This is a genomic window from Mesorhizobium sp. LSHC420B00, assembly GCF_000503055.1.
Lineage (GTDB): Bacteria > Pseudomonadota > Alphaproteobacteria > Rhizobiales > Rhizobiaceae > Mesorhizobium.
The window spans coordinates 134,231-159,218 of sequence record NZ_AYVY01000002.1 but is presented as its reverse complement, the minus strand read 5'-3'; the positions used below and the strand labels follow the sequence as shown (position 1 = coordinate 159,218).

The window sequence follows — 24,988 nt, the reverse complement described above, 5'->3', positions numbered from 1 at the left end:
GCGCCGCGCGAACCGGAGACCGGACGCAGCAGGCGCATTTACATGTTCAAGTTGCCGCCAGACTATCAGCGCCGGGCCGGATCACCAAGAGTGCTCGCGGCGAATTTTGCCGGCGGCATTGTCTCGCCCGTGCCCTCGGCCCGATGATGGCGCGCCTTCCCGGTTGAATAGCCGGCTTCAATGAGGCATTTCTGAAATGGAGGGCGAAACCATTCGGGACCGCGGGCGGTTTTCCTGCTGCGAACCGGAAAAAGGGTACGGGCTGTAACGCATGATCCTCACGCCATGAACTGGAGGCGCTATTTCTGGCCCGTCATCGGCATCGCCGCGGTGGTGTTTTCGCTGTGGCTGTTGCTGCACGAATTGCGCGGCATCTCGCTCGACGACGTCTGGGACGGCATCGTCGCCATCCCGGCGCGCGGCTGGGTGCTGGCGGCGCTGAGCTCGGTCATTGCCTATGCCTCGCTCGCCGGCTACGACCACATCGCGCTTCTGCACATCGGCAGACGAGTCTCGTGGCTGTTCGTCACCTTCTGCTCATTCACCACCTACGCGCTGTCGCACAATATCGGCGGCTCGGTGTTTTCCGGTGCGGTGATCCGCTACCGCGCCTACGGCACCAAGGGCCTGACCGGGCAAGATGTCGGCGTTCTGGTGGCGATCTGCTGGATCACCTTCGTGCTGTCGACACTGTTCGTCTCAAGCATCGTCCTGCTGCTCGAGCCCGAGGTGATCGACCGGTTTTCCGGCACGCCGCATCACCGGCTGGCGCAGGCGGCCGGCCTTGCCATGCTGCTGGTGGTGGCGGCCTATGTCTTCGGCAGCTGGCTGCATCTGAGGCCGCTGAGGATAGGCAGCTTTCAGCTGCACTACCCGGCGCTGCCGATCGTGGCGCGGCAATTGCTGGTCGGCCCGATCGAGCTGCTGGCGGCGGCGGCGATCATCTTCTTCGCCCTGCCCGCCACCGGCAATCCCGGCTATTTCATCGTGCTCGGCGTCTTCCTGGTGTCGTTCTCGATCGCGCAGATCTCGCATGCGCCAGGCGGGCTCGGCGTGTTCGAGGTGGTGTTCCTTGCAGGTTTGTCGCATATGGACCAGGTCGGCGTACTGGCGGCGCTCCTGGTGTTCCGCCTGTTCTACCTGATCATCCCGCTGCTGATCGCGCTCGGCGTGGTGCTGTTTTTCGAGCACTCGCAATACAGCCGGGGTGAGAGTTGAGGCGCCTGAACGCGACATTTGAACCCAGACACAGGGTTGACTATTTTCCGGCGGCGGCTACAAGGCACGCGCGGCGACATCGTCGCCCTGCCGCGCGGTTTTCAACAGCCACGCCTGCTGGGGAATAGGTTAACGGTAGACCCACGGACTCTGACTCCGTTAGTCCTGGTTCGAATCCAGGTTCCCCAGCCAAACTTGCCTTTTGCCAACCGTTGCAATGCGTCCGGAACACTTTTCCGGCCATGAATTCGCTGGTCCGCTTTCATTCCTTTGCGCCTTCGCTGGGGTCTTTTATCATGGCTAGACGGTAAACCGCCAAGGCGGCGGCGATCATTAGCAAGATGGAATAGACAAGCAGAAAGCAGCCAATGAAAGATCCTATGCGAGAGGATATGTGAAAAACGGCCTCGATCGACGGGCAGGTTTTTTCGAAAAGCCGCACTAGGTCGAAAAGCCAGGTGCCTTGAAACAGAAACGCCCATATCAACGACAAGACTTGCACGAATATGAAGTGAAAGAACGTTGCGTTGATGGCTTCCAAATAGCTTACCCCATTAGGTGCATTTACTTGACGCAGCGCACCTTTCAAACGCCCCGTCATGATGCTGAATAGTATCGCATAGGTTCCAAGGCTGAATCCTAGGAGACTTGGTATGAACGTTTCGACTTTCTCGACCCAAGCCGGTTGAACCCACTGTGAGTAGTTGAGCGCAGAAATGATGATCGCGATTCCGAAAAATGGGGACGCGGCTATCCCTCGGAATCCGCCATACGATCGGAGATACCGTCGTAGCCACCTGAAGAGCGTGGACCATTGCCCAAACATGGCTACTCGTTCGCCTGGGCGCGAGGCGGGATCAGCCCGAGGAATGCGTTTCGCTCACTTTGAGCATCGGGATCGAATCTGTCATGCAAGTCCTGCGGAAATTGGCCACTGTTGAGCCGGACCGCCCCTCTCTCATCGCGACCGATGACATTCACTGATCCGTTTTCGAGTGCAACCTTACTGATTTTGTTTATGTCATCATCGGGCTTGATTGAGCCGTTTGCTTCCGCCCTGTAAATCACAGTGAATTGGCTACTCTTAGTGTCCTCAAGGTGCTTCTCAATATTCTTTTCGAAGTCGTCATCAAAAATGTCAGTATTTGGCTTTAGTATCGTTATTTCTATCTCTTTTATTCTTTTGATCGAAAACATCCTTTCTAGAGACGCCTCATCCTGCACAAGAGAGATTTTTGCTTCACCAAAGCGTCCCATAACGTCAAGGTCTCTAGCCAGCCTACCAAAGAATCGAAGAGCGGACGTTGGCGTAAATATATTTCCACCTTTTGAATACGTCTGAAAGTACAGCCTGTGGTCGATGGTGTCGAAAAGAAAGTAAAACGTGGACGAGTTTGGATAAATATTTGGCGGAATGCTCACCTTTGAGACCTGCTCGTCAGTAGCCTCAGTCAATTGCTCTGTATTGAACCAAGTTCCTCCATCGTCGAGCTTCACAAACGTTGTTATGATTCCTGATATTTTTCCGTCCTCTGATTCAGTTCGGTCAAGCATTGATATCATGCCATGCCTATCCCCATACACCTGCGCAATCAGCTTTTTGGAAAAAATCAACTCGATCCAGCTTGCGTAGATTTCGACACTGTGCGGATGCAGACGGATATTCAATGCAGACGCCGATATTTTGATTTTACGTGCCATCATTTCCCCCACTCTTAAGCCCGTCCGGTCAGACTACATACATAACAACCTGTTTTCCAATACGCGAAAATGAAAAGTCCCGCCGGATCAGGGGCGGGCACCTAGTCGAAAGTTGCACGGCGCTTCTCTGTTACCAGGGGAGTTTTTCGACAACAGATGCGAGGATGTCGGGCGTGTTGCGCTTAGCACACTCATCAGAACATATCAGGAACACGAAATCAAACCTAGTAATGAACTCGGCGAGCAACAGGCGAACATGCGGAGCTCGCCGGTCGGAGGGACATCGTGCGAAATTGGCGTAACGCGGCGCGGATGATCGCGGCCGGTTAGTTGTTTGCCGTGCTCGTCACCGCAGCCTCTGAGCAGGGCATGGTTGGGGGCAGAATTTCTCGTCGTCAACTATCCACATTTGCAAAGGCAAACGTCGCCCCCACCCTTGGGAGTCACAGAGATATATTGGCCGCTACGCCCCTCAACGAGGCAGATTTTATTCACCTCGGGATTCACTACATGGCAGGTGTCGTTGGGCGTACATTTGTCAAGCGAACTCGTCGAGCAGCAATACACGCTGATTTCTGCCGGCCCTCCAAAAATATACTGTACTCCAGACAATTTGTAACCCGATTTGCAGCCGAAATCTGTGCTACTCGGATCAGTCTTGACCCATTCACACAGACTTGAACCAAACGACGGGTCAAAGAAGGAAAACGAAAGTTGCCCAACCAAAAACACAATCGCCGCAATTCGCAGTAACGTTCGAGTCATTCTCATGCTCCCAGCGGTCGCCGGCAGAAGTGCACCGAGGTTCCATGCACGACAAGAAAACACTGGCAGATATAGTTGTCAACTGGCATACTGCTTATAGACCAATTTGTGATAGGTGCATGGGCTGAAGCAATTCCAATTCTTCGCCTAAGGGAAAGGCGTCTCTCCATTTATCAGATCATAGCTCCATTTAAAAAGGGGAACTGCAATGGGACGATTTCTGTTTGTTGTCATCTTTGCGCTGTCGGCAGTAGCGGCTGAAGCGTCAGGGTCGTTTTCTGCGACACCCTCACTGTCGAACCTTCTAAACCGTCTTAAAGGAACAGATTCGAACTGGCGGCTTTCGTTTGACAAAAACAAAGTGGAGATTGACCTAGAGCGAGAGCGCGCGGTCGCAACAGGAGGCGTCAGCGTTGTAGGTGTCGCTACAGGCAACAGGACTATTTGGCTGCCAATTACTGCAGAAGCGCCCTCTCAGAAAATGATCAAAAGCAACAGAGGTGGTTCTTATTTTCTTGATGACGCTAAAAAGGTCGTCTTTGGCACAAAGATAAACATTCAAATTAGCGATTATGCGATCATCTGCTTCAATGGTCGGTCGAGCTGGATTCCATTCGCCCGCATAGTTGATGAAGATGGTCGAGAGTCCCGCCTTAGGCAGCAGTCACCTGACCATACTGAGTTCACTTTCACTGACGCTCTTCGAGGGCCGCATGTATATATCATCTTGGACGGCATACCTGCGGAGCTCATCCCGGATAGTTTCGAGATAGTGCGCATCCTGAACGTGGCGTGGCCAGGTGACCCAACCGCGTTGTTGCCCGATACAGATTCAATATTGCATGGGACTTCTGTACCATCAGGCACGGCACCAGCTCCACCAATTCATATGAAGTATGACATACCGAAAGATTTCGTGGACCTCCCGTGTGTCGTCAACGACCCATTCTATTCCCAATTTAACCCGGAACTCGCGACGTCAGCCGCCAGCGTTGGCTTAATTCGAGCGATCAGATGGTCATCTATAACAAACAATTTTGCAGTCAACTTCTGCACCGGCTTTTTGACGATCTCTGGCACGGATACCGCAGTGGCAACCTCTGCTCTCTGTGTCAATGGTAGCTTTGGCCGAGGGATATCGGCTTCGCGACCCTTCGATGCCAAGATCTATTGGGACTACGCAAATACTAGCTGCAGCCCATCAGCCCCACTAAGGTGGGAACTGTCTAGGATCCAGGATCTTCCGAGCGCCAACTTGCCAGAACTTGTCGGGCTTGACACAGGGAACGACATAGCAATTTTGCGGCCAACCTCCCCCATTCTAGGTAGGCAGCCGCTTGCTTTGGAGAGCTCGTCGGATCCAGCCGAGTTACTGCGAGCTACTCTGCATCATTCTGATCTGCGACCTTTGCTCGCCACGATTCTGCTTCGATATGCCCCGGCTGATCCCGATGCCGGTCCTACAATCGCGGCGCCACCTCCGTGCCTGGCAAGAAGCGGCCGTGAATTCGCGTACGCGTTGGAGATGATGGCGTCCACTTCTTCGGCCCAGGCAAATGGGAGCGCCGGTGCTCCGTTGCTCAGCCAAACTGGAAAAGCGGTCGGGGTGGTGAGCGGAATTTGCCAAGATGTGTTTCAAGATAATACCGCTGATTTTAGCTATTCGGGCCGTCCCAGTAGATTGCAATGATACGACTGACGCCATCCGAAAGCGGCCCGAGCAGGCGATGTCTCGCACTTACGTGAGCTTTTGTGGAGAGCTGACACTATCGGCAATAGAGTTTGCTAGCTTCCAACCCAGGAATCTCGCGCGCCGCCCGCATGAACACGCTGCCGCTAGACGACAGAGCTTCCAAACGACCCAGCAACCAGCTTTAGGGACAAGACAGTTTCGCCAGCGGGGCCTTCGGCAAGATATGGCAATATTACACCTGTCACCATTGTCTCGATGCCAACTTCTTTGACCGGATCGATCCCCTCAATTTTTGAAACGCAAGCCACCAGTACCCCGCCTTCTGTAAGCACGTCCCATTCGTCGCAGGGCGGAACAAAGCACCGCCTGCCGTTATGTCTTACTATGAACGTGTTGGCGGCCATCGACCCCATATTCCTGCCGCAACGTCTGGGCAGCGTTCAAACGCAAGTTTCGACTTAAATTTCAAAACGCACCCGCAGAGCCCACACACATCTACTGAGAGCCCACGTGGGCCCCAGGATTTTCGATTACTACATTGCGCGCAAATCTCTAACCTAAGTTTTTGCTCGATTTCATCTACAAAGCTTTTCTGATCAGACAAGGCAGACAATTTCCCCGGCCACGTAGGGATTTTGTCGCAATTTTCCGTTCGGTTATGGTTACGTGTAAGCGTTCGAAGTAGCAAGTCATCAGAACTGCAAACACGGACATGCTCCACAAACGATTCATCAGACAACTTCGAAAAGACGAAATTGTTGATATAGCCAGCAGGAATGCCAAGCGCTTTCGCAACCCTGCGGCGGGTCACAAAGGTCCGGCAACTATGAAATAGTCGCACAACGTCACTCTTGAATTCAGGATGCACAGCCCGGCTTCAGCTGCAGGTTCACTGCAGCATAGTAAGTAGCAATTCGACAGCTTCCGGGAGGATGATCGCACCCAGCGTGGCCGCCTGGTACGTTTGGTGAATTTGGAACCCCGAAAAAATCGGCCATCTGAGCAATCGCTTTGCCGGCCACCGTGATGTACTGATCACCAAACCATACCTTACGCATGTTGACCAGCATGCCGTAGTAGTCAGACTGTCCTTCGCATGACAGTCCACCAGGAAACGTCGGATTCCCGCCGTAGTGGTGGGCCAGCTCATGCGCAAGGACCAGGGAGATCCCCTCCAGCTCGATGGCGGGAGTTCTAACCAAGCCGCCAAGGATTGCGACGTAGCGTACCCCATTCTGTACCCAAGCATATGCATTCACGGTATTGTCGGCCCAATTAAATTGGAACGAGATCTGCGGGAAAAAAACTTGATAGAAATTTATTAATGCTTCGGTCCATTCCCGAGCTGCTGGATCATTAAATTCGCGCTTGGGATCGTCGCGGCGGGCCTCAGCCTCCTCCTCCGAAATAAAGCTAGCGGCGTCTTCGGGAATAGAAAGCTTCATCGCCTCCGCAGAGATGAACTGTCCCGAAAACGGGTCCGGAATATTCTTCTCTAGCAAGATCATATCCTGGCCCCGCAATCTTGGGGCGGAAAGCGAAGAGTCACCGTATAACCTCCTGTACTCGGCCGAACCCACGATAGGGAGATCCTCATGTCCGTTCGTCATCAAATGATGACCTTCTCCAGATTTGTAGAACAATTGGAGACTATAATCTCCGCTCACAACCCCATTCGTATTTAATAGGTGCTGATCAAGGTTTTTGTTTGGCTCTTTCTTTACTGTTGCAATATGGTGGAACCCGGACACGTAGTCCCCAATGTGAACCGACTCGATCTCAACCGGTTGTCCTGCTGGGCTTACTAGTTCATCGGTTGGCGCCAGTCTGTCAGCGGTTTTCAAACTACCATCAGACATCAGGAACACATGATCACTGGTTACTACTAACCCTGTCCCACCATAGACAACAACAACCGCGTACTTCTGACGCGAGGCTCCCGTAGTTCCCTGACTAAACGTTACTTTCGAATGACGCCACTTCAAATCCTTGCCGGTAGCAAGAACGGAATCTCCGACTTTGAACGCTTCGATTGCCCTGTACTCATCTTCTGCGACCTGAACCGGGGTTCCAAACGCAAGACATGAGCAAGAACATACGCACGGACCATTTGCGTCGTTCGTTTCAACTGGATGACTAACAGGCCACTTAAGCGCCTTACAGATCGTATTTATTTGCGGAGCAGCTCCGCTACAATGCGCCGAAGCGCACGGCCGTGTCACAGTCATGAGTCCCTCCCAATAGAGTTAAGTAGTTCTCACTCCTCAATTCGAAAGAGCTCTGTACCTGATATCTTTGGCCAGTGACAATTGTCCTTGCGCCCGTGATACTCAGGTCAACCAACTTGGGTTATTTTCAGAAACTCTCCGAAACGTCGCACTCAGCCCTAATCCCTGGAACGTCTATAAACGACACTTGCGCCCCCCGCCTCACCAGCAGCGATTCCTCAATCCCCAGGATCTTCCGCACGCTCGCCAGTGCCGCCTCGTTCACTTCAATATACGCGACGATGTACCATTCGCCGTTTTCTTCCCTGGCCATGCCCATCGGCTCGGCCCGCCATTTGAGCGCGCCATGGTGCGGCATGAAGTAGGTTTCCTGGACGCCGCCGACGGCGCTGAGGCCCTCGTCGAGAGCGTATTCCATCACTGCGCAGCACAGCTGCGTCAGCGTGCCCCTCAGTCCAGCAGTTCGCTTATCGGGAACGACGAATGTGCGGGTCCATTCGGCCCAATCGGGACGCCTCGGGACGCCCGATCTTTCGCACATGTGAGAAAAGACCTCCGAGACCATGTGCGGCTCGCTCGTTGGGATCAATCGAGCCGAAGTCACTACGCGACCGTCTTCAATACCAAGCAGGTAAGTCGCCGCGTCGGTATCGAATTGGTCCAGCTCGCGACCGTCCGGGCTCGGAGGGCGCCAATGTTTCTGGTGCACGAAGAAGTCGTGCCGGCGGCGCAGAAACTCGTCGAATTCGTTTTCGTAGAGATGCTTGTTATGCGCATTGACTACGTGGGCCGTTATCATGGCGCGATCCCCCGATCGTTCTCAAAGGGATACTCGCAGTCGCGCTAATATACGTCACCTGTCCGATGGGACAGTTGACGCGTTTAGGGATGGATCAGACGCCGGCGCACAGCCTCAACGACCGCTTGCGTGGTCGTTGCGACGCCAAAAGCCTCGCGAGCGCGCGTTGAGTGCCATTTGACCGTACGCTCGGTCAGGCCGAGAATCTGTGAGGTTTCCGATGAGGTCTTGCCGGCCGCGGCCCACAAGAGCACTTCTTTTTCGCGGTCGGTCAGCACGCCCTCATGGTCGTCATCGTCATTCGACAATGCCTGGATCGACATGCCGGCATAGACTGCCATGGTCACCAGTTGGACTTGATGGCGCGGCGACAGGGTGCAGGCCTTCGCGGAAGAGGCAAACGACAGCACGGATTGCCAATGATGAACGCTGAGCATCGGTACGGCGAAGCCGCTACAGATGCCGAACTCCGTCGCCTCGCCAGCGACGCGTCGCGAGCCCTCCGTATCCGACCACTTTGCCGGGACATCGGACCACAGGAACGGCTTTAAAGTCTTTGCCGAATAGATGCAGACACCATCAGCCGCGGCATGCTCGGCCTCGACATAGCGTTCGAACCAGCCGGCCGGCCAGCCATTCAGCTCAACCATGGGTGCAAGCTTCTGGCCACCGAGCGGCACGCCGCTCAGGATAAGATGTTCGAAGCCGAGATTCCTCACGGTATCAAGAAGGTCGCTCAGCAGCGGCCCGGTGGCTGTATGGTTCCTGCAGCGTTCGACAAAGTCGAACACGTCTGAATCGATCATGACAGAGACCCCCGTCTCCACGCCCGAAAACAAAGTTTAACTCAAATTAGCGACTTCGAATACTCCCAATAAGTGTGTCCGCCACGCCAGGACGCGCGGACCAAAATCAGCTAAATCAGCCAGACTTTGATCAGCGAAGCAGGACCCCCAAGCATGACGCCAGCATTGCCGAAACGAAACGAGCCGTTCCGGGCCGGCGAAACCGCGCTGCTGCTAGTCGACATGCAGCGCGTCTGGCTGGAGCCCGGCGCCGATCCGGCCCATCCGGAGCGCGGCCCCGATCACTATTTCTACCGGCAGACGGCGTCGCAAACGATCCCCAACCAGGAGCGCCTGCTGGCGGCGGCGCGGGCCAACGGCGTCGAGGTGATCCACACCATCATCCAGAGCCTGACCCAAGACGGCCGCGACCGCTCGCTCGACCACAAGCTGACGCCGATCCATATCGCGCCGAGCCGGCCGGAGGGCCTGCCGGTGCCGTCGCTGGCGCCGGTCGGCGACGAGATCATGCTGCCGAAGACATCGTCGGGCGTCTTCAACTCAACCAACATCGACTATGTCCTGAAAAACCTCGGCGTGCGTTACCTGATCGTCGCCGGCATTATGACCGACCAGTGCGTCGACATGGCGGTGCGCGATGCCGCCGATCGCGGCTACCTCGTCACCTGCGTATCGGACGCTTGCGCCGCCGCCTCGCAGGAGCGCCATGATGGCGCGCTCGAGGCGTTCGGCGGCTATTGCTGGATCGCCGACACCGCCATCATTACTGCCCGTTTCGAAGCCTTGGGAAAAGCTACATGACATCGACCGTCGAACCGCTCGTTGCCGTCGTCACCACCGACCTTTCGGCGATCACGCGCGGCCGCTCCGCCGTCGAAAGCAAGCTGCAGAAGATCGCCGCGACCGGCGTCGGCTGGCTGCAGGCCAATCTGTCGCTGACGCCCTTCAATTCCATCGTCGACCCCAATCCCTGGGACTCGTCCGGCGATGTGCGGCTCATTCCCGATCTCAACGCGCGGTTTCGCACGGCGCTGACCGGATCGCCGACACCGTTCGACATGGTCGCCGGCAACATCGTCGAACTGGACGGCAGCCCGTGGGTCGGCTGTACGCGGACCATGCTGAGCGATGCGCTGGCGGAGTTGAAGGCGGCGACCGGGCTTTCCGTCATCGCCGCGTTCGAGCATGAATTCCATATCGAGGGCGACTTTGGGCCGGCTCATTCGATGTCGTTGGCCGCATTGCGCCGCGCCGATCCGTTTGCCGCCAATCTGATGGCGGCGCTAGAGCGGTTCCTGATTTGACGGAATCGAAGGGGATTCCCGATCAGTCGGTTCTGTGATTCAAGATGCTGGCTGGAAGGAGGCCAGCATCGGATGACGCGACCGCTTTCGGATGATCTTCGCGAACGTGTTGTAGCGGCGGTTTTGGGTGGCGAGAGCCGCCGGTCGGCCGCGAAACGGTTCGGCATTTCGGTTTCGGCGGCGGTGAAGTTGTTGCAGCGCCATCGGGCGACTGGCTCGGTTGCGCCTGGCAAGATGGGCGGACATCGCAAGAGGGTGCTGGAGCCGCACCGTGCCTTCATCGAGGCGCGTCTGCGTGAGACACCGCATCTGACGCTGCACGGTCTGAAGGATGAGTTGGCCGCACGCGGGGTCAAGGTCTCGCACAACGCGGTCTGGATGTTCTTGAGGCGCGAGGGCCTGAGCTTCAAAAAAAACGCTGTTCGCCCTTGAGCAGGCGCGCGCCGATATTGCCCGCAGGCGTCAGCGATGGCGCTCTTGGCAGGCCGGCCTCGATCCGCAGCATCTGGTCTTCATCGATGAGACCTGGATCAAGACCAACATGGCTCCGCTGCGCGGTTGGGGGCCGAAGGGCAAGCGGCTGCGCGGCTTGGCCCCGCACGGCCACTGGCGCACGCTGACCTTCCTCGGCGCGCTACGCTGCGATAGGCTCGCGGCACCTTGCGTCTTCGACGGCCCGATCAACGGCCAATGCTTCCGCGCCTATGTCGAGCAACAGCTCATCACCGTGCTGAAGCCCGGCGATATCGTCATCATGGATAATCTGGGAAGCCATAAGTCGGCCGCCATCAGACAGATGATCAAGGCCGCCGGCGCCAGGCTTTGGTATTTGCCGCCCTACTCTCCCGACCTCAACCCGATCGAGCAGGCCTTTGCCAAAATCAAACACTGGATGCGCCAAGCGCAGAAGCGTACCGTCGAGGACACTTGGCGCCACATCGGCCACCTCGTTGAAACGATCGAGGCAACCGAATGCAACAACTACTTCGCAAACGCCGGCTACGCTTCCGTCACAACGTGAAAGACTCTAGCGGAAGCCGGCGTCGCGCCCGAAGTGGTGATCGCCGAATTCGGCACCGACCAATTCGAGGTGACATGCGAGCCAGCCGATGCGGTCGCCGCGGCCGATCGCGCGGTCGCCATCCGTGAGATCACGCGCGAAGTCGCGCGATGTGCCGGCTGGCGGGCGAGCTTCGCGCCCAAGATCGCGCCGGATGCCGTCGGCAACGGCGTCCACATCCATTTCAGTTTCGTCGACGAGGCCGGCAAGCCGGCGACCTACGATCCGGCCCAGCCGGGCGGTCTTTCCAGCCGGACCGCTTCGTTCTGCGCCGGCGTGCTGCGCCACCTGCCCGCGATCACCGCCATGACGGCGGCGAGTGTGTCGTCCTACTACCGGCTGAAGCCGCATAGCTGGAGTTCGTCCTACACTTGGCTTGCCGATCGCGACCGCGAGGCGTCCTTACGCATCTGCCCGACGGTGACCATCGGCGGGCGCGATCCGGCGCGGCAGTACAACATCGAATACCGGGCAGCCGACGCCACCGGCAATCCCTATTTGTCGCTGGCGGCGATCGTGCGCGCCGGGCTGGAAGGGCTGAAGGCCAAGCTGCCGGCGCCGCCGCTGGTCACCGGCGACCCGACGCAGATGAGCGCCGCCGAACGCAAGAAGCTTGGCCTCGTACGGCTGCCGGAAACGCTGCCGGCGGCACTCGACGCGCTCGTTGCCGACAAGACCGTGACAGGATGGTTCGCGCCGGTGTTCGTCGAGACCTTTGTCGGCCTCAAGCGGCATGAGACCGAGCGCCTTGCCGGGCTTGATCCAGTGGCAGTCTGCGACCTTTACCGGACGCTGTATTGATGGCTGAGCCACTTGCCAACGCCATCCTACCGGAAGGTTGGCCACCCGCGGTCGACGCAATCAACGAAACGGGGCGTTCCGATATCGTTCTGATATGCGAGCACGCGTCAAATCACATCCCGGCCGAGTATGCGCGGCTTGGTCTCGACAGCAGCCATTTGCAGCGCCATATCGCCTGGGATATCGGCGCCGCCGAAGTGACCCGCCTTCTGTCGAAGCTGCTCGATGCTCCGGCCTTCCTCAGCTCCTATTCGCGGCTTTTGATCGATCTCAACCGGCCGCTTGGTTCCAGCGGCAGCATTCCGGTGCTATCGGAGGACACTGAGATCCCCGGCAATGTCGGCCTCGATCCGGAGGAGCGAAGCCGGCGCGCCGAGATCATGTTCGCGCCGTTTCATGACCGCGTCGCTGCCCATCTCGACGAGCGGGCGAAGCAGGGCAGAGCGACACGGATCGCGACGATCCACTCCTTCACGCCGGTCTACCTCGGTGTTGGCAGGCCCTGGCATGCCGGCGTGCTTTACGACCGGGCAATCGATTTCGGCCAGGCAATGCTTGCCGGCCTGGGCGCCGGCATCGGGCTCAACGTCGCGGCAAACGAGCCTTACGTGATCAGCCGCGAGGGCGACTACGCCATACCGGTCCATGGCGACGATCGCGGCATTCCAGCCGTCCTCGTCGAGATCAGGCAGGACCTGCTGGCGGGCCGCTCCGGCATCGAGGAATGGGCGCACCGCCTGGCAGCAGCGTTGCCGGCACAGACAAAGGCGTTATGACCGAGCTCGGCTGCTCGACCGCAACGCAAGATGCCAGCCGGTGAAAAGCCTCCACCGTCCTCAGGAGAAGATTTGCGACAGTTCTTCGACGCTGGTGCCTTCCTTGACCTGCCGCAGCTCGACATAGCTGACCGCCGTGGCGACCGACAGCACCATCGACAGCACGGTCGACACCAAGGCTGCCGCCACATCGGCAATGATCCCGCCAAACATGACGATGACTGCCAGCATCACCCACTGGATGACCATCGCGATGACCATCAGGATCAGGAAAAGGCCAAATAGCGGCCAGCGGTTGCCCTTGGTCAGGACACGGCTGCGCGACATCGAACCGAACACGCCAAGCCGCTCCTGGATCAGAACCGGCACCGCCACGCACCATCCGAGCCACAAGATGATGCCGGGAACCAGCAAAGCTATCGACGCCAGGCCCGCACCCAGGCCGACGAGCAGTCCAATACCAAGGGTCGGCAGCAAATTGCGGATGGCTATCTGAATGCAGTCGCCAAAGGTCGGCCGCTTGCCGTTCAAGTCCTCGATCGTTGCCCGCACCAGCGCCGACTGGAGCAGCAGCGCGAAAACGAAGGATAGCAATCCCGCAATAACCGTAATCCATGAATTCTGAAACATCATCGAGGGATCGGCCGCGGCGCCGGGGTCGCCCTGCAGAACCGCATCTAGTTGCGGTTGGCTCCACAGCCGAAGAATAATCGCCGGCAAGCCTGAAAACAGCAGCGCGAGCCCAAGGCATAAGCCGATGTTGCGGCCGATCACGGCGAAGCTGTTGTTGAACACTCTGCCGATCTCGAATTTCTCAGGCCGTTCCAGTGTCGTTGAAGCCATGATTCCCCCCGTGTTTCGCCGTAACAGTATCACGGCGCCCTAATAGCAATTCTGCCAAGATTAACCGTGGGCGTCCAGCCCACTTGCAATTCTTGTGCTGCATTGTCAGTGTCGGCTGGGAACTGCAGGTTGCAGGGGAGCGGGTGACGGTGGCACAGCCAGGCACAGCGGAAGCCGAATGGCTGACCAATCTGCACAAGCAGCTGATCGCCGATGAGTCGATCCAGTTCGACCTGCCGGCCTATGTGCCGCCCCAGCCGCCCGACTGGCTGAAGCCGCTGCTCGATCTTTTGTCATCGCTCGGTCCCTACATGATCTATCTGTTCTGGGGGGCGGTGATATCGGGCGCCGCAATCATCCTGCTTTTGGTCTTCTTCGAGGTGAAAGGCATCGCCTGGCACCTGCCGTGGCAGCGCGCGCGGCCCGAGGCCGAGGCCGAAGAGACCTGGCGTCCCGACGCGGGCGCCGCGCAGATCCTGCTGTCGGAAGCGGATGCGCTGGCCGCACGCGGCGACTATGACGAGGCGGTTCACTTGCTGCTTCGGCGCAGCGTCGCCGATATTGCCAGCCGGCTGCCGGACTTCCTGCGCCCGTCGCTCACCGCGCGCGACATCGCCAATGCTCCTTCCCTGCCGGGAAGGGCACGCCATGCGTTTACCGAGATCGCCCGCATTGTCGAGACGGCGCTGTTCGCGCGCCGGCCGGTCGGCGCGGAAGGCTGGCGGCAAGCACGCGGCGCCTATGAACGTTTCGCCTTCCGGGATGCCTGGACGTGAGCGCACCGGCGGTCGAGGCGCAGGAGCCGTTCAATCGAAAGACACTGTTTTGGGGGATTTTCGCCAGCCTGCTTGCGGCAGCCGGTTTCTTCCTGCTGTCCACCTATGCTCCCGATTTCCGGCAACCCGGCAATGGCGGCGCCACGCCGTTGTCGAAAAGCGGCGTCGGCTACGCCGGCCTGGCGGAATGGCTGAAGCTGACCGGCGAACCGCCCTTCATGGCGCGGACCGAGGACGATCTCGGCACCGACATGCTGCTGATCGTCACCATCTCGCCAGACAGCGATCCGGAGGCTCTCGACCACATCCTCGACCTTCGTCAGAACCAGAACACGCTCTTCGTGCTGCCCAAATGGCAGATCCTGCCGCTGCAGGAGCACGAAGGCTGGAATATGAAATTCGGGCGATTGCCCGGTTCGGTGGTGAACGAATGGCTTGGCCGGATCGCCGATGCAAAGATCGGTGCTGGCCAGAGTACCCCAAAGCAACTCGACATCGAGGGCCAGCTCGTCAACACCCCGGACGAATTGCAGTGGGTAGCGGACGACCACCCGGTCATTGCAGCCGGCAAAGGCCAGGCCGTGCTGACGCAAGTGGAGAACAAGCCGTTCTATATCCTGACCGACCCCGACCTGATCAACAACGCCGCCCTCAAGGATCCCGACAAGGCGGCAGCGGCGCTCGGGCTGATCGCCTTGCTCCAGCCGGACGACGGGCCGGTGATGTTCGATCTGACGCTGCACGGCGCGGGGCGGAAGTATGATCTGGCCAAGCTTCTGGTCGAGCCGCCCTTCCTGGCGCTGACACTGACGATCCTGGTCGCTGCGGCGCTGGCGTTCCTGCATGGCCTCGGCCGATTCGGCCCGCCGCGTGCCGACCAGCGTGCAATTGCTTTCGGCAAGCGTGCGCTGGTCGATACGACGGCGATGCTCATGCGGCGTGCCGGCCGGCTGGACGAGCTGGGAAGCCGCTATGCGGCCTTGATGCGGGTGCGCGCCGGCGCGCTGCTCGGGGCACCGCAAGGGTTGCAAGGCACAGCGCTCGACCACTGGCTCGACTCTCGCGATAAGGAGCAAGCTGGCGGCTTCACGATGCGCTCGCAAGCCGCCGGCGAGGCCAAGAACTTGGCGCAGATGCAACAGGCAGCTGAGCGGCTGCACGACTGGACAGCAAGGAGGCTCGGTGAACGTCGATGATGTGAAGGCCCTGGCGACACGGATCAGGGAAGAAGTGGCCAAGGCGATTACCGGGCAGCACGATACGGTCGACCTGATGCTGACCGCCTTGTTTGCAGGCGGGCATATCCTGCTCGAAGGCCCTCCCGGCACGGCCAAGACAATGACCGCGCGCTGCTTCGCCCAAGCGCTTGGGGTCGCCTACGGGCGGATCCAGTTCACACCGGACCTGATGCCCGGCGACATCGTCGGGTCGAACATCTACAACTTCCAGACCGGGCAGTTCACGCTGACGCGCGGCCCGATCTTCTGCGATCTCCTGCTTGCCGACGAAATCAACCGCACGCCACCCAAGACGCAAGCCGCACTGCTCGAGGCGATGCAGGAACATGCGGTCACGTTCGACGGCACCACGCATTCGCTCGGCCGCAACTTCATGGTCGTCGCGACCCAGAATCCGATCGAGCACCAGGGCGTCTACCCCCTGCCCGAGGCGCAGCTCGACCGCTTCCTGTTCAAGCACCGCGTCAGCTATCCCGGCCCCGAGGAAGAACGAGCCATCATCGTCCATCACGGCGGCGGCTCCGCCTCGCACGACATCGCGCAATATGGCATCGAGGCGCAGACGGACCGCGAGACGCTGCAGGAGGCACTTGCAACCGTCGGCTCCGTCACCCTCGTCGACGATGTCATCGGCTATATAGCGGCGCTGGTTCGGGCTACGCGCGAAAATGCCGATCTGGAAGTGGGGGCCAGTCCACGCGCGGGCGCCATGCTGGCGCGGGCGGCGCGTGCCCGGGCGGCGCTGGACGGACGCGCCTATGTGATCCCCGACGACGTCAAGGCGCTGGCAGTGCCGGCGCTGCGCCATCGCGTCATCCTTTCGCCTGCCGCCCAGATCGACGGCCGCCTGGTCGAGCAGATCGTCTCCGACCTGGTCGACCAGACGGAAGCACCACGTTGATCTATCCCAGCGGCCGAGCAGTGTGGGCAGCAGCGGCCGGCGCGGTGCCGGCCTTCCTGGTCGCGCTGGCACTGCCGTCATTCTGGTATCTGGGATTGCTGTGGAGCTGCCTGCTGCTTGCCTTCCTGGCGGTGGATGCCGCGGCCGGACGCGGGCGGGCATCGCTGAATGCCAGCATCGATGCGCCGCAGCAGGTCGGTGTCGGCGGCGAGTTCAGCGTGCAAATCGCCGCCCGTCACTCGGGGCCGCGCGCCGCGGAGGCTCGCGTCGGCCACGATGCGCGTCTGGCGCCGGTGAGCGACAGCGGTGGGACATTGCTGCCAACCCCCGGAGGCGGGTCGCTCGACCTTCGCTTCCAGGCGCTGCGGCGTGGGATCGCCAGCTTCGACCGTCTTTGGGTGCGCTGGCGCGGGCCGTTCGGGCTGGTCTGGAACCAGGTCGTGCTGCCGGTGGAAAGCAAGGTTGCGGTGCTGCCCGACGTCAGCAGCGCCCGCGGCGAGGCGCTCACGCTGCTGCAGCGTGCGACCCTCGCTGAAGGCCATGCGCAGCGCCGCGCCGGCCAAGGCCGCGAGTTCGACGCGCTCAAGGATTACCAGCCGGGCATGGGCCGGCGCATGATCGACTGGAAGCGCAGCGCCCGCCACGGCAAGCTTTTGGCGCGCGAGTTCCGCATCGAGGAGAACAACAATATCGTGCTGGCCATCGATAGCGGACGCCTGATGTGCGAGCCGGTCGACGGTGTGCCGAAGGTGGATCGGGCGGTGACGGCCGCCCTGCTCTCGGCATTCATCGCGCTGAAGGGCGGCGACATGGTCAGCCTGTTCGGCTTCGATGCAAGGCCGCGCGTTTCGAGCGGCGCGGTACGCGGCCCCGCCAGCTTTGCGATGATCCAGAAACGGGCCGCCGAGATCGACTATTCCAGCGAGGAGACAAACTTCACCTTGGCGCTGACGACGCTGGCGGCGCGGCTCGACCGCCGTTCGCTGGTCATCATCTTCACCGATTTCGTCGATCCGATCAGTGCCGAATTGATGCTGCGCACCGTGGGCCGGCTCACCGAACGGCATCTGGTGCTGTTCATGCTGATGAAGGATACCGAACTGGAGGGCCTGGCCGACATGCCGCCACGCTCCGGCGAGGACGTTGCCCGCGCGGTCGTTGCCGGAGGGCTCTTGCGCGAAAGGCAGGTCGTCATCGGCCGGCTGCGGCTGCTCGGGGCGCATGTCATCGAAGCCAACCACAACCGGCTGGGTCCCGCGCTGGTCGAGCGTTATCTGCAGTTCAAGCAGGAGGATCTGTTGTGACGGCGCCAGTACCCGGCAGTGCGGTACGTGGCGACGCGGTACGCCAGTCGTTGGCCAGCTTTCGCCGCGAGCGCGAGGCCGACTGGAAAGCATTCGAGGCACTGCTGGCGCGTGTCGAGAAGCGTGCGCCGCGCACGCTTTCCGAAGAGGAGCTGCTGTCGCTGCCCCTACTCTATCGATCGGCGCTGTCTTCCCTTTCGGTGGCGCGGGCGACCTCGCTCGACAACGCGCTGGTCGCCTATCTCGAAGCGCTGTCGCTGCGCGGTTATTTCTATCTCTACGGCGCACGTCGCGGGCTGCGGCAGCGCCTCGCCGATTTCTTCCTGCACGACTGGCCCGAAGCCATTCGCGACCTGTGGCGCGAGACATTGGTTTCGGTCGCGCTGATGGTGATCGGCATTGGTGCAGGCGCCTGGCTGGTGGCATCCGACAAGAGCTGGTTCGACGCGATCATCCCGTCCAGCCTGGCGGGGGGCCGCGGTCCCGATGCCTCGGCCGAACTGCTGCGCAGCATGCTTTATGATGGCGACAATGGCTTTCTCTCAGGCTTTGCCGCCTATCTGTTCACGCACAACGTCCAGGTCGCAATCCTGGCCTTCGCCCTTGGCTTTGCCTTCGCCGTGCCGACGGTGCTGCTGATGCTGTTCAACGGCTGCATGATCGGTGCGTTGTTCCAAGTCTATTGGTCCAAGGGACTTGGCATGGAGCTCGGCGGCTGGCTGGCCATCCACGGCACCACCGAATTGTTCGCAATCGCTTTGGCCGGCGCGGCCGGCATGCGCATCGGCACCAGCATCGCCTTTCCCGGCGAATTGACACGCATGGCGGCAGCGGCTCGTGCCGGACGCATCGCCGCGAATGCTATGGTCGGGGTCTCGGTCATGCTGCTGTTTGCCGGGCTGCTCGAGGGCATTGGCAGGCAGACCATCACCAGCGACGTCACGCGCTACGCCATTGGTGGTGGCATGCTGGCGCTGTGGATCGGTTACTTCTACCTGTTCCGGATGATGCGGCATGGCGATCGGTAGGCGCGCCGCCTTCGCGGCTATACGGCCGCTGATCACGCCCGAGGGCGTCGATCTTCGGATAAGGCTGGCCGACGCCGGCACGCGGGCCTCCGCCTTCCTCCTCGACATCGTGTTCATCGCGGTGGCTGCAATCGTGATCACGATCGTCGCACTGTTCGGGGCGGGAGGCCTTGGCAGCGAGGGGTTTCAGCCGCTCTTCGTCGTCTGGATCATCCTGATCTTCTTTCTGCGCAACGCCTATTTCATCGTCTTCGAAGCGGGCAGGCGCGCGGCTACGCCCGGCAAGCGGATCGTCGGCATCCGGGTCGCATCGCGCAGCGGAGACGGCCTGTCGATCGACCAGGTCATCGCCCGCAACCTGATGCGCGAGATCGAAGTGTTCCTGCCGCTGTCGATCATCGTCGGACGCAGCGGCACCGACCTTGCCGACACGCTGACGACGGTGTTCGGACTGGTGTGGACGCTGCTGTTTGCGTTGTTCCCCCTCTTCAATCGAGACCGCATGCGGATCGGCGACCTGTTGGCGGGGACCTGGGTGGTCGAGGCACCGAAGCGCGCCTTGCTGGAAGATCTGTCGGCCCGGCAGGATGCAGGCACTGGTGCGTTCCGATTCAGCCACGCCCAGCTCGACGCGTACGGAATTGCCGAACTCCACAAGCTGGAGGAAGTGCTGCGCCGCGACGACTATTTCGCGTTGCGGACGGTGGCCGAAACGATCGGACGCAAGATCGGCGCAGCACCACAAGCCCATGACGCACGCGCGTTCCTGACGGCGTATTACGGAGAGCTGCGGGCGCATCTCGAACGCAAGCTGCTGCTGGGCAACCGCAGGGCCGACAAGCATCAGCGTTAGACTCAGGAGTGGAAATGCACGAAAAGCGTGCGCAGCAGCCCATTGCCACCGAAGATTGACGCTTGACCGGTGCCATCTTCTCCCGCAAATTCAGTCTCGCGGGGTTGAAATGCCTATCCGTCCGAGGGTGCTCGTGTTCCCTATCCTCTGGAAGTCGCAAGCGGATGTTGCAAGAAAACTCCTCGAGAGTTCCAGGTTCTACGGAAATCAAGCTGCAAGGAGACTTCCTTGGCCACTTTCGTCACTCAATCCACTTTCCAACGAGCTGGCAGCCAAATGGTGTGGTTTTGGAAACTCGGAACAGGCGATGCCTACTGGGGGTACTCGGTACGTGCGGCGGTCGTCCTTCGCACGGCCACTTTGCGCTGGGAAAGCCTGTATACCTACATCGATGAGACAGGCCAGACCGAGGTGATACAGACGAACGTATCAGACGATATGCAAATAAGATTCGCGGCGATAAGTTCTCCCTGAGGAGCCAAGACATGCCAACAGTGCTTCACGCGGTATACGATTCCCGCGGAGTGATCATTGCCGCCTCACGAGTCGATCCTTCCGATGAGAAGTCGGCCCCGGCGCCAATCCCACAGCCCGGCGAGGGCAATTACTACGCGCTAATCCCGCTTGACGAGGCCCACGTCAAAATGCCGCTGGATCAGCTGTGCACAACGACTCGGGTCGACTTGCGACAGAAGCGGCTGATTGCCGAGGACCTTCACTCTCGAGCGTAAGTGTTCCTCGCCACCCTGCCCTATCCCACCCACTTCTCGTAGTCGGACACCAACAGGTGCAGCGGTGCTGTGTCCTCGTCGATGTCTGCGAAGCGGCCGATTGGTTCGCGAAAGACATTGTCGGTGAGATCGTCGTTGACCGTCGAAACCTCGCCGATCAGCACGTCCTTGCCTTCCGCCCAGAAGGCGTGCCAGACGCCCGGCAGCAGCGTCACGCTCTGGCCTGGGTCGAGCTTCAGCAGCCCACCCGCAGGCAGCCTGTGGATGGTTCCGTCGACAGGCACCGATACTTCGGCCTTCGGATCGATTCCGCCATCGCGATCATGCATGAACAGCTCCAGCACCAGTTTGCCGCCACCACGGTTGATGATGTCCTCGGCCTTGATGTTGTGGCGGTGCATCGGCGACAGCTGGTCCTTGCGCGAGATCATGATCTTCTCGGCATAGAGCATGCCCATGCCCTTCTTCATGTCCTCGTAGCGGCCGTTGCGGACGGTGAACAGGAACAGGCCGAGCTCGTCGAACTTCTCCTGGCCATAATCGGTGATGTCCCAGCCGAGCCGGGAGGAGAAGATCGCCGACGAATCCTGCCGGCGCGCCTTCATCTCTTCGGGGCTCCAGTAGGCGAAGGGCGGCATGATGTAGCCGAACGAGCGGATGAAGGCGTCGGCGTCGCGGATGATGTCGTTGATGGCGGAGCGTTTCATGATCGTGGTTCCTTCCCGTCGCTTTGCGAGCGCTAACGCAATAGCCGAACGTCAATTCGGTGTCGATGCAAACTGCTGTCGCTGGCCCCATGACATGCGGTCCGATCAGGGCCATAAGGTCAACCAATTTTCCGATGGTGAGACCATGCGCAGCATAGACGACCTCGATACGCCGGCGATCCTGATCGATGCCGGCCGCGCCGAAGCCAACATCGCGCGGGCGCAGGCCCATGCCGACCGGCACGGGCTGAAACTCCGGCCGCACATCAAGACCCACAAACTGCCCTACTGGGCAAAGAAGCAGATCGCGGCCGGCGCCGTCGGCATCACTTGCCAGAAGATCGGCGAGGCCGAAATCATGGCCGACGCCGGCCTGACCGACATCTTTCTGCCCTACAATATCCTCGGGCGGGCGAAGCTGGAGCGCCTCAAGGCGCTGCACGGCCGCGTAACACTGTCGGTGACAACGGACAGCATGGACACGCTGATGGGACTTGCCGCCACCTTTACCGATCCCGGCCACCGCCTGCCGGTGCTGGTCGAATGCGACACCGGCATGGGCCGCTGCGGTGTGCAGTCGGCCGGCGAGGCAGTCGCGCTGGCGAGCGAGATCGACAAGGTCCGGGGGCTCGTCTTCGGCGGCTTGATGACCTACCCGGGGGCGGGCCGCGCCGCAGAGACCGAGGCGTGGCTCGCCGATGCGCAGCAAGCACTTGCCGCATCCGGCCTTGCCTGCGAGCGTATCTCCAGCGGCGGCACGCCCGACATGTGGCGCTCGGGCGAGCATTCCGTCGTTACCGAATACCGGCCTGGCACCTACATCTATCTCGACCGCTACCAAGTCGCCAAAGGCGTCGGCAGCCTCGACGATTGCGCGCTGACGGTGCTGTCGACGGTGGTCAGCCGTCCAACGCCGACACGCGCCATCCTCGACGCCGGCAGCAAGGCGCTGTCCAGCGACACGCTGGGGCTCGCCGATTTCGGCGAGCTGCTGGGCATTTCAGGCGCAAGGGTGACCAGCCTCAGCGAAGAGCACGGCAATGTCACGCTTTCGGGCGGCGCCGAGCTTGGCATCGGCGAGCGCGTGCGCGTCGTGCCCGACCATTGCTGCGTCGTCACCAATCTGTTCGACGAGGTGCATCTGATTGAAGGCGAGAAAGTGATCGAGACGCTGCCGGTCAAGGCGCGCGGGCGTATGGGGTGAACCAGCCCGGAGCGCGTGCGGAGGCTTTAATGTATAGAATTTTCCGGACGCCGGAGGGACAGCACCCCCTCTGTCCTGCCGGACATCTCCCCCGCAAGGGGGGAGATTGGCAGCTCCGCCGCCCGCACCCACTTTGACACGTTGGTAATTGGCGAAAGCAGAAGCAACATCCGATCTCCCCCCTTGCGGGGGAGATGTCCGGCAGGACAGAGGGGGGTGGGAAGAAACTCGACGGATAAGATCAGCCGGGTTGCCGTTCAGCTTGCCTTGCCGCGACGCGGCGCATCGAAATGACACGGCGGCGGCGGATCTCGGTGCGCATTGCCATCAGATGCAGCGCGAAGAACAGCACGGTGAAGCCGAGTGCCATCACCAGCAAGGGCCACAACAGGCTTGGATCGATGGTCGGCCCGCCAAGCCGGAACACCGAAGCCGGCTGATGCAGCGTGTTCCACCAGTCGACCGAAAATTTGATGATCGGAATGTTGATGAAGCCGACCAGGGTGATGATGGCGGCGGCCCAGGCGGCGCGCCCGGCATCGTCGAGCGCTCGGGTCAGCGCGATGATGCCGAGATACATCAGGAACAGGATGAAGACCGAGGTCAGCCGCGCGTCCCACACCCACCAGGTGCCCCACATCGGCTTGCCCCAGATCGAACCGGTGATCAGCGCAAGGGCGGTGAAGACGGCACCGATGGGCGCCGCCGATTTCAGCGCCACGTCGGCCAGCGGATGGCGCCAGACCAGCGTGCCCAACGCCGAGATCGCCATCAGCGTATAGCACATCATGGCAAGCCAGGCGAAAGGCACGTGGATATACATGATGCGCACGGTGATGCCTTGCTGGAAATCCTCAGGCGCCGTGAAGCTCATATAGAGACCGACAGTGAGGATGATGGCGGCCACGCTCGCCAACCACGGCACTACCTTGTCGACCAGCCCGACGAACCGCGTCGGGTTGGCAAGGTCCATCCAGCCGGAGAGGCGTGAAGTCGTGTCGCTCATGCGGCTTTACATAGACCGCCGGCGGAGTTGCGGCAACCACGGCGCCGGCGGTCTCTCCTTCTTCCCTTTGTGGGAGAAGGTGGATCGGCGCGTGGCTCCGAGTCGGATGACGGCTCATGTCGAGCCTGAATCAGTACTCATCGCAATATGAAAGCCGCCAGTCGGTAAACAACCCGATCGGGGTGTTTGATCGCGCCGAAGTTGACGCCAAAAGCGGTCAAGCTGGAAGCGTCGAGGATTGGTCAAACGCTCGGCGGCAGACTTCAAACCTGCTGTGGGCTGTTGGTTGATGGGGCGTTGATCGCAAATTGCGAGGCGAAAGCCCGGATATAGGCGGGCCGTGCTTCCCCGCGCGCAACATAGGCAGCCACGTTTTGATATTCGTCCAAAATGCCTGACGTTCTTAGTCGCAGCAGCACCGATACCATCAATAGATCGCCCGCGCTGAACGCATCATCGAGCCAGTCGGCGACGCCTAAGTGAGCCGAGAGTTTGTCCAGCCGAGCGCGAACACGGTCCTTCACCAACGGCAAGCGCTCCTCGCTCCAAGGCTTGTCACCTTCGAATATTCTTGCCGTCGTTAATTCCAGGATCGGCGGCTCGACGGTGTTAAGTGCGGCAAACATCCACGTGATTGCGCGCGCGCGGGCATCGCGATCCTTCGGCAGCAGGCCCGCATGCTGCTCGGCAAGATGAAAGACGATCGAGCCGGTCTCGAACAGCGAGAGAGAACCTTCCTCATAGGTGGGGATCTGGCCGAAAGGATGGATTGCCAGATGGTCAGGCGCCTTCATCTCTGCGAAGGAAACAAGACGAACCTCATAAGGCTGACCCACTTCTTCGAGCGCCCAGCGAACGCGCGTATCGCGCGCCAGTCCCTTGCCGCCATCGGGCGATCGTTCAAATGCTGTAATAGTGATTGTCATCGCATCCGTTTCTTTGCTTGGGCGAATTTCTTCGGCTTCCTATCGTGAGACGAATGAGCCTCCCCGAAATCGACATCGGTCTTGACCTATTTCATTGCAGGGCGCCGCTTCCGATCAGAGGTCGTGATAGCGCGATGGGCCAATTCGGCGAGGCTGCGCGTAGGGGCTGCCTTGTTCCATCGACCGCTTTTGCGAGCTTGCGCCCTGAACGCAGACCGAGGCCCTTCCGGTCAATCCCGATTTACGGGTTCACATCCTGATCTGCAGTGCGCTTACATCTCCATTTTTGGATGAAGATTTTGCGCCAAGCTGGAGTTGCG

General features: G+C 60.1%; 23 protein-coding genes, 1 tRNA gene and 1 pseudogene. 15 read left to right on the top strand and 10 right to left on the bottom strand.

Annotation, left to right across the window (positions count from 1 at the left end):
* Positions 1 to 285: 285 nt before the first annotated feature.
* Positions 286 to 1,218 carry a lysylphosphatidylglycerol synthase domain-containing protein gene (locus tag X760_RS44570; RefSeq protein ID WP_023717234.1) on the top strand — a complete coding sequence of 311 codons (933 nt, stop codon included), beginning with the start codon at positions 286 to 288 and terminating at the stop codon, positions 1,216 to 1,218.
* Positions 1,219 to 1,336: 118 nt separating this feature from the next.
* Positions 1,337 to 1,410 (top strand) — tRNA-Gln (locus X760_RS44565).
* A 70-nt stretch (positions 1,411 to 1,480) separates the two neighbouring features.
* Here the strand turns inward: X760_RS44565 and X760_RS77790 are convergent.
* Positions 1,481 to 1,819: a hypothetical protein gene (locus X760_RS77790; RefSeq protein WP_245278515.1), complete on the bottom strand. Its 339-nt coding sequence runs from the start codon at positions 1,817 to 1,819 to the stop codon at positions 1,481 to 1,483.
* A gap of 227 nt (positions 1,820 to 2,046) precedes the next feature.
* Complete coding sequence (locus X760_RS44555) at positions 2,047 to 2,922, bottom strand: DUF4747 family protein (protein WP_084642431.1); 876 nt, start codon at positions 2,920 to 2,922, stop codon at positions 2,047 to 2,049.
* 970 nt (positions 2,923 to 3,892) lie between these two features.
* On the opposite strand from X760_RS44555, the gene X760_RS76170 reads away from it, so the two are divergent.
* A complete protein-coding gene (locus X760_RS76170; RefSeq protein ID WP_156948014.1) occupies positions 3,893 to 5,374 on the top strand; it encodes a hypothetical protein in 1,482 nt (493 codons plus the stop codon).
* 146 nt (positions 5,375 to 5,520) lie between these two features.
* Here X760_RS76170 and X760_RS76165 read toward each other — a convergent pair whose 3' ends face one another.
* From X760_RS76165 to X760_RS44540, 4 genes are all read right to left on the bottom strand, one after another.
* Positions 5,521 to 5,781 (bottom strand): hypothetical protein, encoded by a 261-nt coding sequence (locus X760_RS76165; RefSeq protein WP_156948013.1) that lies wholly within the window; start codon positions 5,779 to 5,781, stop codon positions 5,521 to 5,523.
* Positions 5,782 to 6,234: 453 nt separating this feature from the next.
* On the bottom strand, positions 6,235 to 7,605 hold the full coding sequence (locus tag X760_RS76160; RefSeq protein WP_156948012.1) for a hypothetical protein: 1,371 nt from the start codon (positions 7,603 to 7,605) through the stop codon (positions 6,235 to 6,237).
* A gap of 127 nt (positions 7,606 to 7,732) precedes the next feature.
* The gene (locus X760_RS44545) at positions 7,733 to 8,404 is read right to left on the bottom strand and encodes an acyl-homoserine-lactone synthase (protein ID WP_023717230.1); all 672 of its coding nucleotides are present in this window, start codon (positions 8,402 to 8,404) and stop codon (positions 7,733 to 7,735) included.
* A gap of 83 nt (positions 8,405 to 8,487) precedes the next feature.
* The gene (locus tag X760_RS44540) at positions 8,488 to 9,210 is read right to left on the bottom strand and encodes a LuxR family transcriptional regulator (RefSeq protein ID WP_023717229.1); all 723 of its coding nucleotides are present in this window, start codon (positions 9,208 to 9,210) and stop codon (positions 8,488 to 8,490) included.
* A gap of 153 nt (positions 9,211 to 9,363) precedes the next feature.
* Here X760_RS44540 and X760_RS44535 point away from each other — a divergent pair, with 153 nt between their 5' ends.
* The 5 genes and pseudogenes from X760_RS44535 to X760_RS0137035 all read left to right on the top strand — a co-directional run bounded on the left by X760_RS44535 (position 9,364) and on the right by X760_RS0137035 (position 13,151).
* On the top strand, positions 9,364 to 10,011 hold the full coding sequence (locus X760_RS44535; RefSeq protein WP_023717228.1) for an isochorismatase family cysteine hydrolase: 648 nt from the start codon (positions 9,364 to 9,366) through the stop codon (positions 10,009 to 10,011).
* Entirely contained in the window at positions 10,008 to 10,514 is a 507-nt protein-coding gene (locus X760_RS44530) for a hypothetical protein (RefSeq protein ID WP_023717227.1), read from the top strand. The genes X760_RS44535 and X760_RS44530 overlap by 4 nt, the downstream gene beginning before the upstream one ends.
* 72 nt (positions 10,515 to 10,586) lie before the next feature.
* A protein-coding gene (locus X760_RS74335; RefSeq protein ID WP_156948011.1) for an IS630 family transposase occupies positions 10,587 to 11,535 on the top strand; the annotation gives its coding sequence in 2 pieces (ribosomal slippage) (positions 10,587 to 10,922 and positions 10,924 to 11,535; 948 coding nt in all).
* 15 nt (positions 11,536 to 11,550) lie between these two features.
* Positions 11,551 to 12,375: pseudogene (locus tag X760_RS44515) on the top strand (glutamine synthetase); the annotation flags it as partial.
* The gene (locus X760_RS0137035; protein ID WP_031193477.1) at positions 12,375 to 13,151 is read left to right on the top strand and encodes an N-formylglutamate amidohydrolase; all 777 of its coding nucleotides are present in this window, start codon (positions 12,375 to 12,377) and stop codon (positions 13,149 to 13,151) included. The pseudogene X760_RS44515 and the gene X760_RS0137035, both read left to right, overlap by 1 nt.
* A gap of 60 nt (positions 13,152 to 13,211) precedes the next feature.
* Here the strand turns inward: X760_RS0137035 and X760_RS44510 are convergent, their stop codons facing one another.
* Positions 13,212 to 13,994: a hypothetical protein gene (locus X760_RS44510; RefSeq protein WP_023717223.1), complete on the bottom strand. Its 783-nt coding sequence runs from the start codon at positions 13,992 to 13,994 to the stop codon at positions 13,212 to 13,214.
* Between the two features lie 149 nt (positions 13,995 to 14,143).
* On the opposite strand from X760_RS44510, the gene X760_RS44505 reads away from it, so the two are divergent.
* Genes X760_RS44505 through X760_RS44480 form a run of 6 tightly spaced genes read left to right on the top strand, consistent with a single transcriptional unit; the run spans position 14,144 to position 20,094 of the window.
* Positions 14,144 to 14,770: a DUF4129 domain-containing protein gene (locus X760_RS44505; RefSeq protein ID WP_245278514.1), complete on the top strand. Its 627-nt coding sequence runs from the start codon at positions 14,144 to 14,146 to the stop codon at positions 14,768 to 14,770.
* Positions 14,767 to 15,966 (top strand): DUF4350 domain-containing protein, encoded by a 1,200-nt coding sequence (locus tag X760_RS44500; protein ID WP_023717221.1) that lies wholly within the window; start codon positions 14,767 to 14,769, stop codon positions 15,964 to 15,966. Before X760_RS44505 ends, X760_RS44500 begins: the two co-directional genes overlap by 4 nt.
* The gene (locus X760_RS44495) at positions 15,953 to 16,909 is read left to right on the top strand and encodes a MoxR family ATPase (RefSeq protein ID WP_023717220.1); all 957 of its coding nucleotides are present in this window, start codon (positions 15,953 to 15,955) and stop codon (positions 16,907 to 16,909) included. The genes X760_RS44500 and X760_RS44495 overlap by 14 nt, the downstream gene beginning before the upstream one ends.
* On the top strand, positions 16,906 to 18,213 hold the full coding sequence (locus X760_RS44490; RefSeq protein WP_023717219.1) for a DUF58 domain-containing protein: 1,308 nt from the start codon (positions 16,906 to 16,908) through the stop codon (positions 18,211 to 18,213). Before X760_RS44495 ends, X760_RS44490 begins: the two co-directional genes overlap by 4 nt.
* On the top strand, positions 18,210 to 19,241 hold the full coding sequence (locus X760_RS44485; protein WP_023717218.1) for a stage II sporulation protein M: 1,032 nt from the start codon (positions 18,210 to 18,212) through the stop codon (positions 19,239 to 19,241). The genes X760_RS44490 and X760_RS44485 overlap by 4 nt, the downstream gene beginning before the upstream one ends.
* The gene (locus tag X760_RS44480) at positions 19,228 to 20,094 is read left to right on the top strand and encodes an RDD family protein (protein WP_023717217.1); all 867 of its coding nucleotides are present in this window, start codon (positions 19,228 to 19,230) and stop codon (positions 20,092 to 20,094) included. The genes X760_RS44485 and X760_RS44480 overlap by 14 nt, the downstream gene beginning before the upstream one ends.
* Positions 20,095 to 20,845: 751 nt before the next feature.
* Here X760_RS44480 and X760_RS44465 read toward each other — a convergent pair.
* The gene (locus X760_RS44465) at positions 20,846 to 21,532 is read right to left on the bottom strand and encodes a D-lyxose/D-mannose family sugar isomerase (protein ID WP_023674428.1); all 687 of its coding nucleotides are present in this window, start codon (positions 21,530 to 21,532) and stop codon (positions 20,846 to 20,848) included.
* Between the two features lie 145 nt (positions 21,533 to 21,677).
* Here X760_RS44465 and X760_RS44460 point away from each other — a divergent pair, with 145 nt between their 5' ends.
* Positions 21,678 to 22,736: a D-TA family PLP-dependent enzyme gene (locus X760_RS44460; RefSeq protein ID WP_023717214.1), complete on the top strand. Its 1,059-nt coding sequence runs from the start codon at positions 21,678 to 21,680 to the stop codon at positions 22,734 to 22,736.
* 241 nt (positions 22,737 to 22,977) lie between these two features.
* On the opposite strand, the gene X760_RS44455 is transcribed toward X760_RS44460, so the two are convergent.
* Together X760_RS44455 and X760_RS44450 are read right to left on the bottom strand one after the other, a co-directional pair.
* Positions 22,978 to 23,742, bottom strand: a complete 765-nt coding sequence (locus tag X760_RS44455) for a heme ABC transporter permease (RefSeq protein ID WP_023717213.1) — start codon at positions 23,740 to 23,742, stop codon at positions 22,978 to 22,980.
* 263 nt (positions 23,743 to 24,005) lie between these two features.
* Positions 24,006 to 24,668, bottom strand: coding sequence for a glutathione S-transferase family protein (locus tag X760_RS44450; RefSeq protein ID WP_023717212.1), 663 nt, complete (start codon positions 24,666 to 24,668; stop codon positions 24,006 to 24,008).
* Positions 24,669 to 24,988 lie beyond the last annotated feature (320 nt).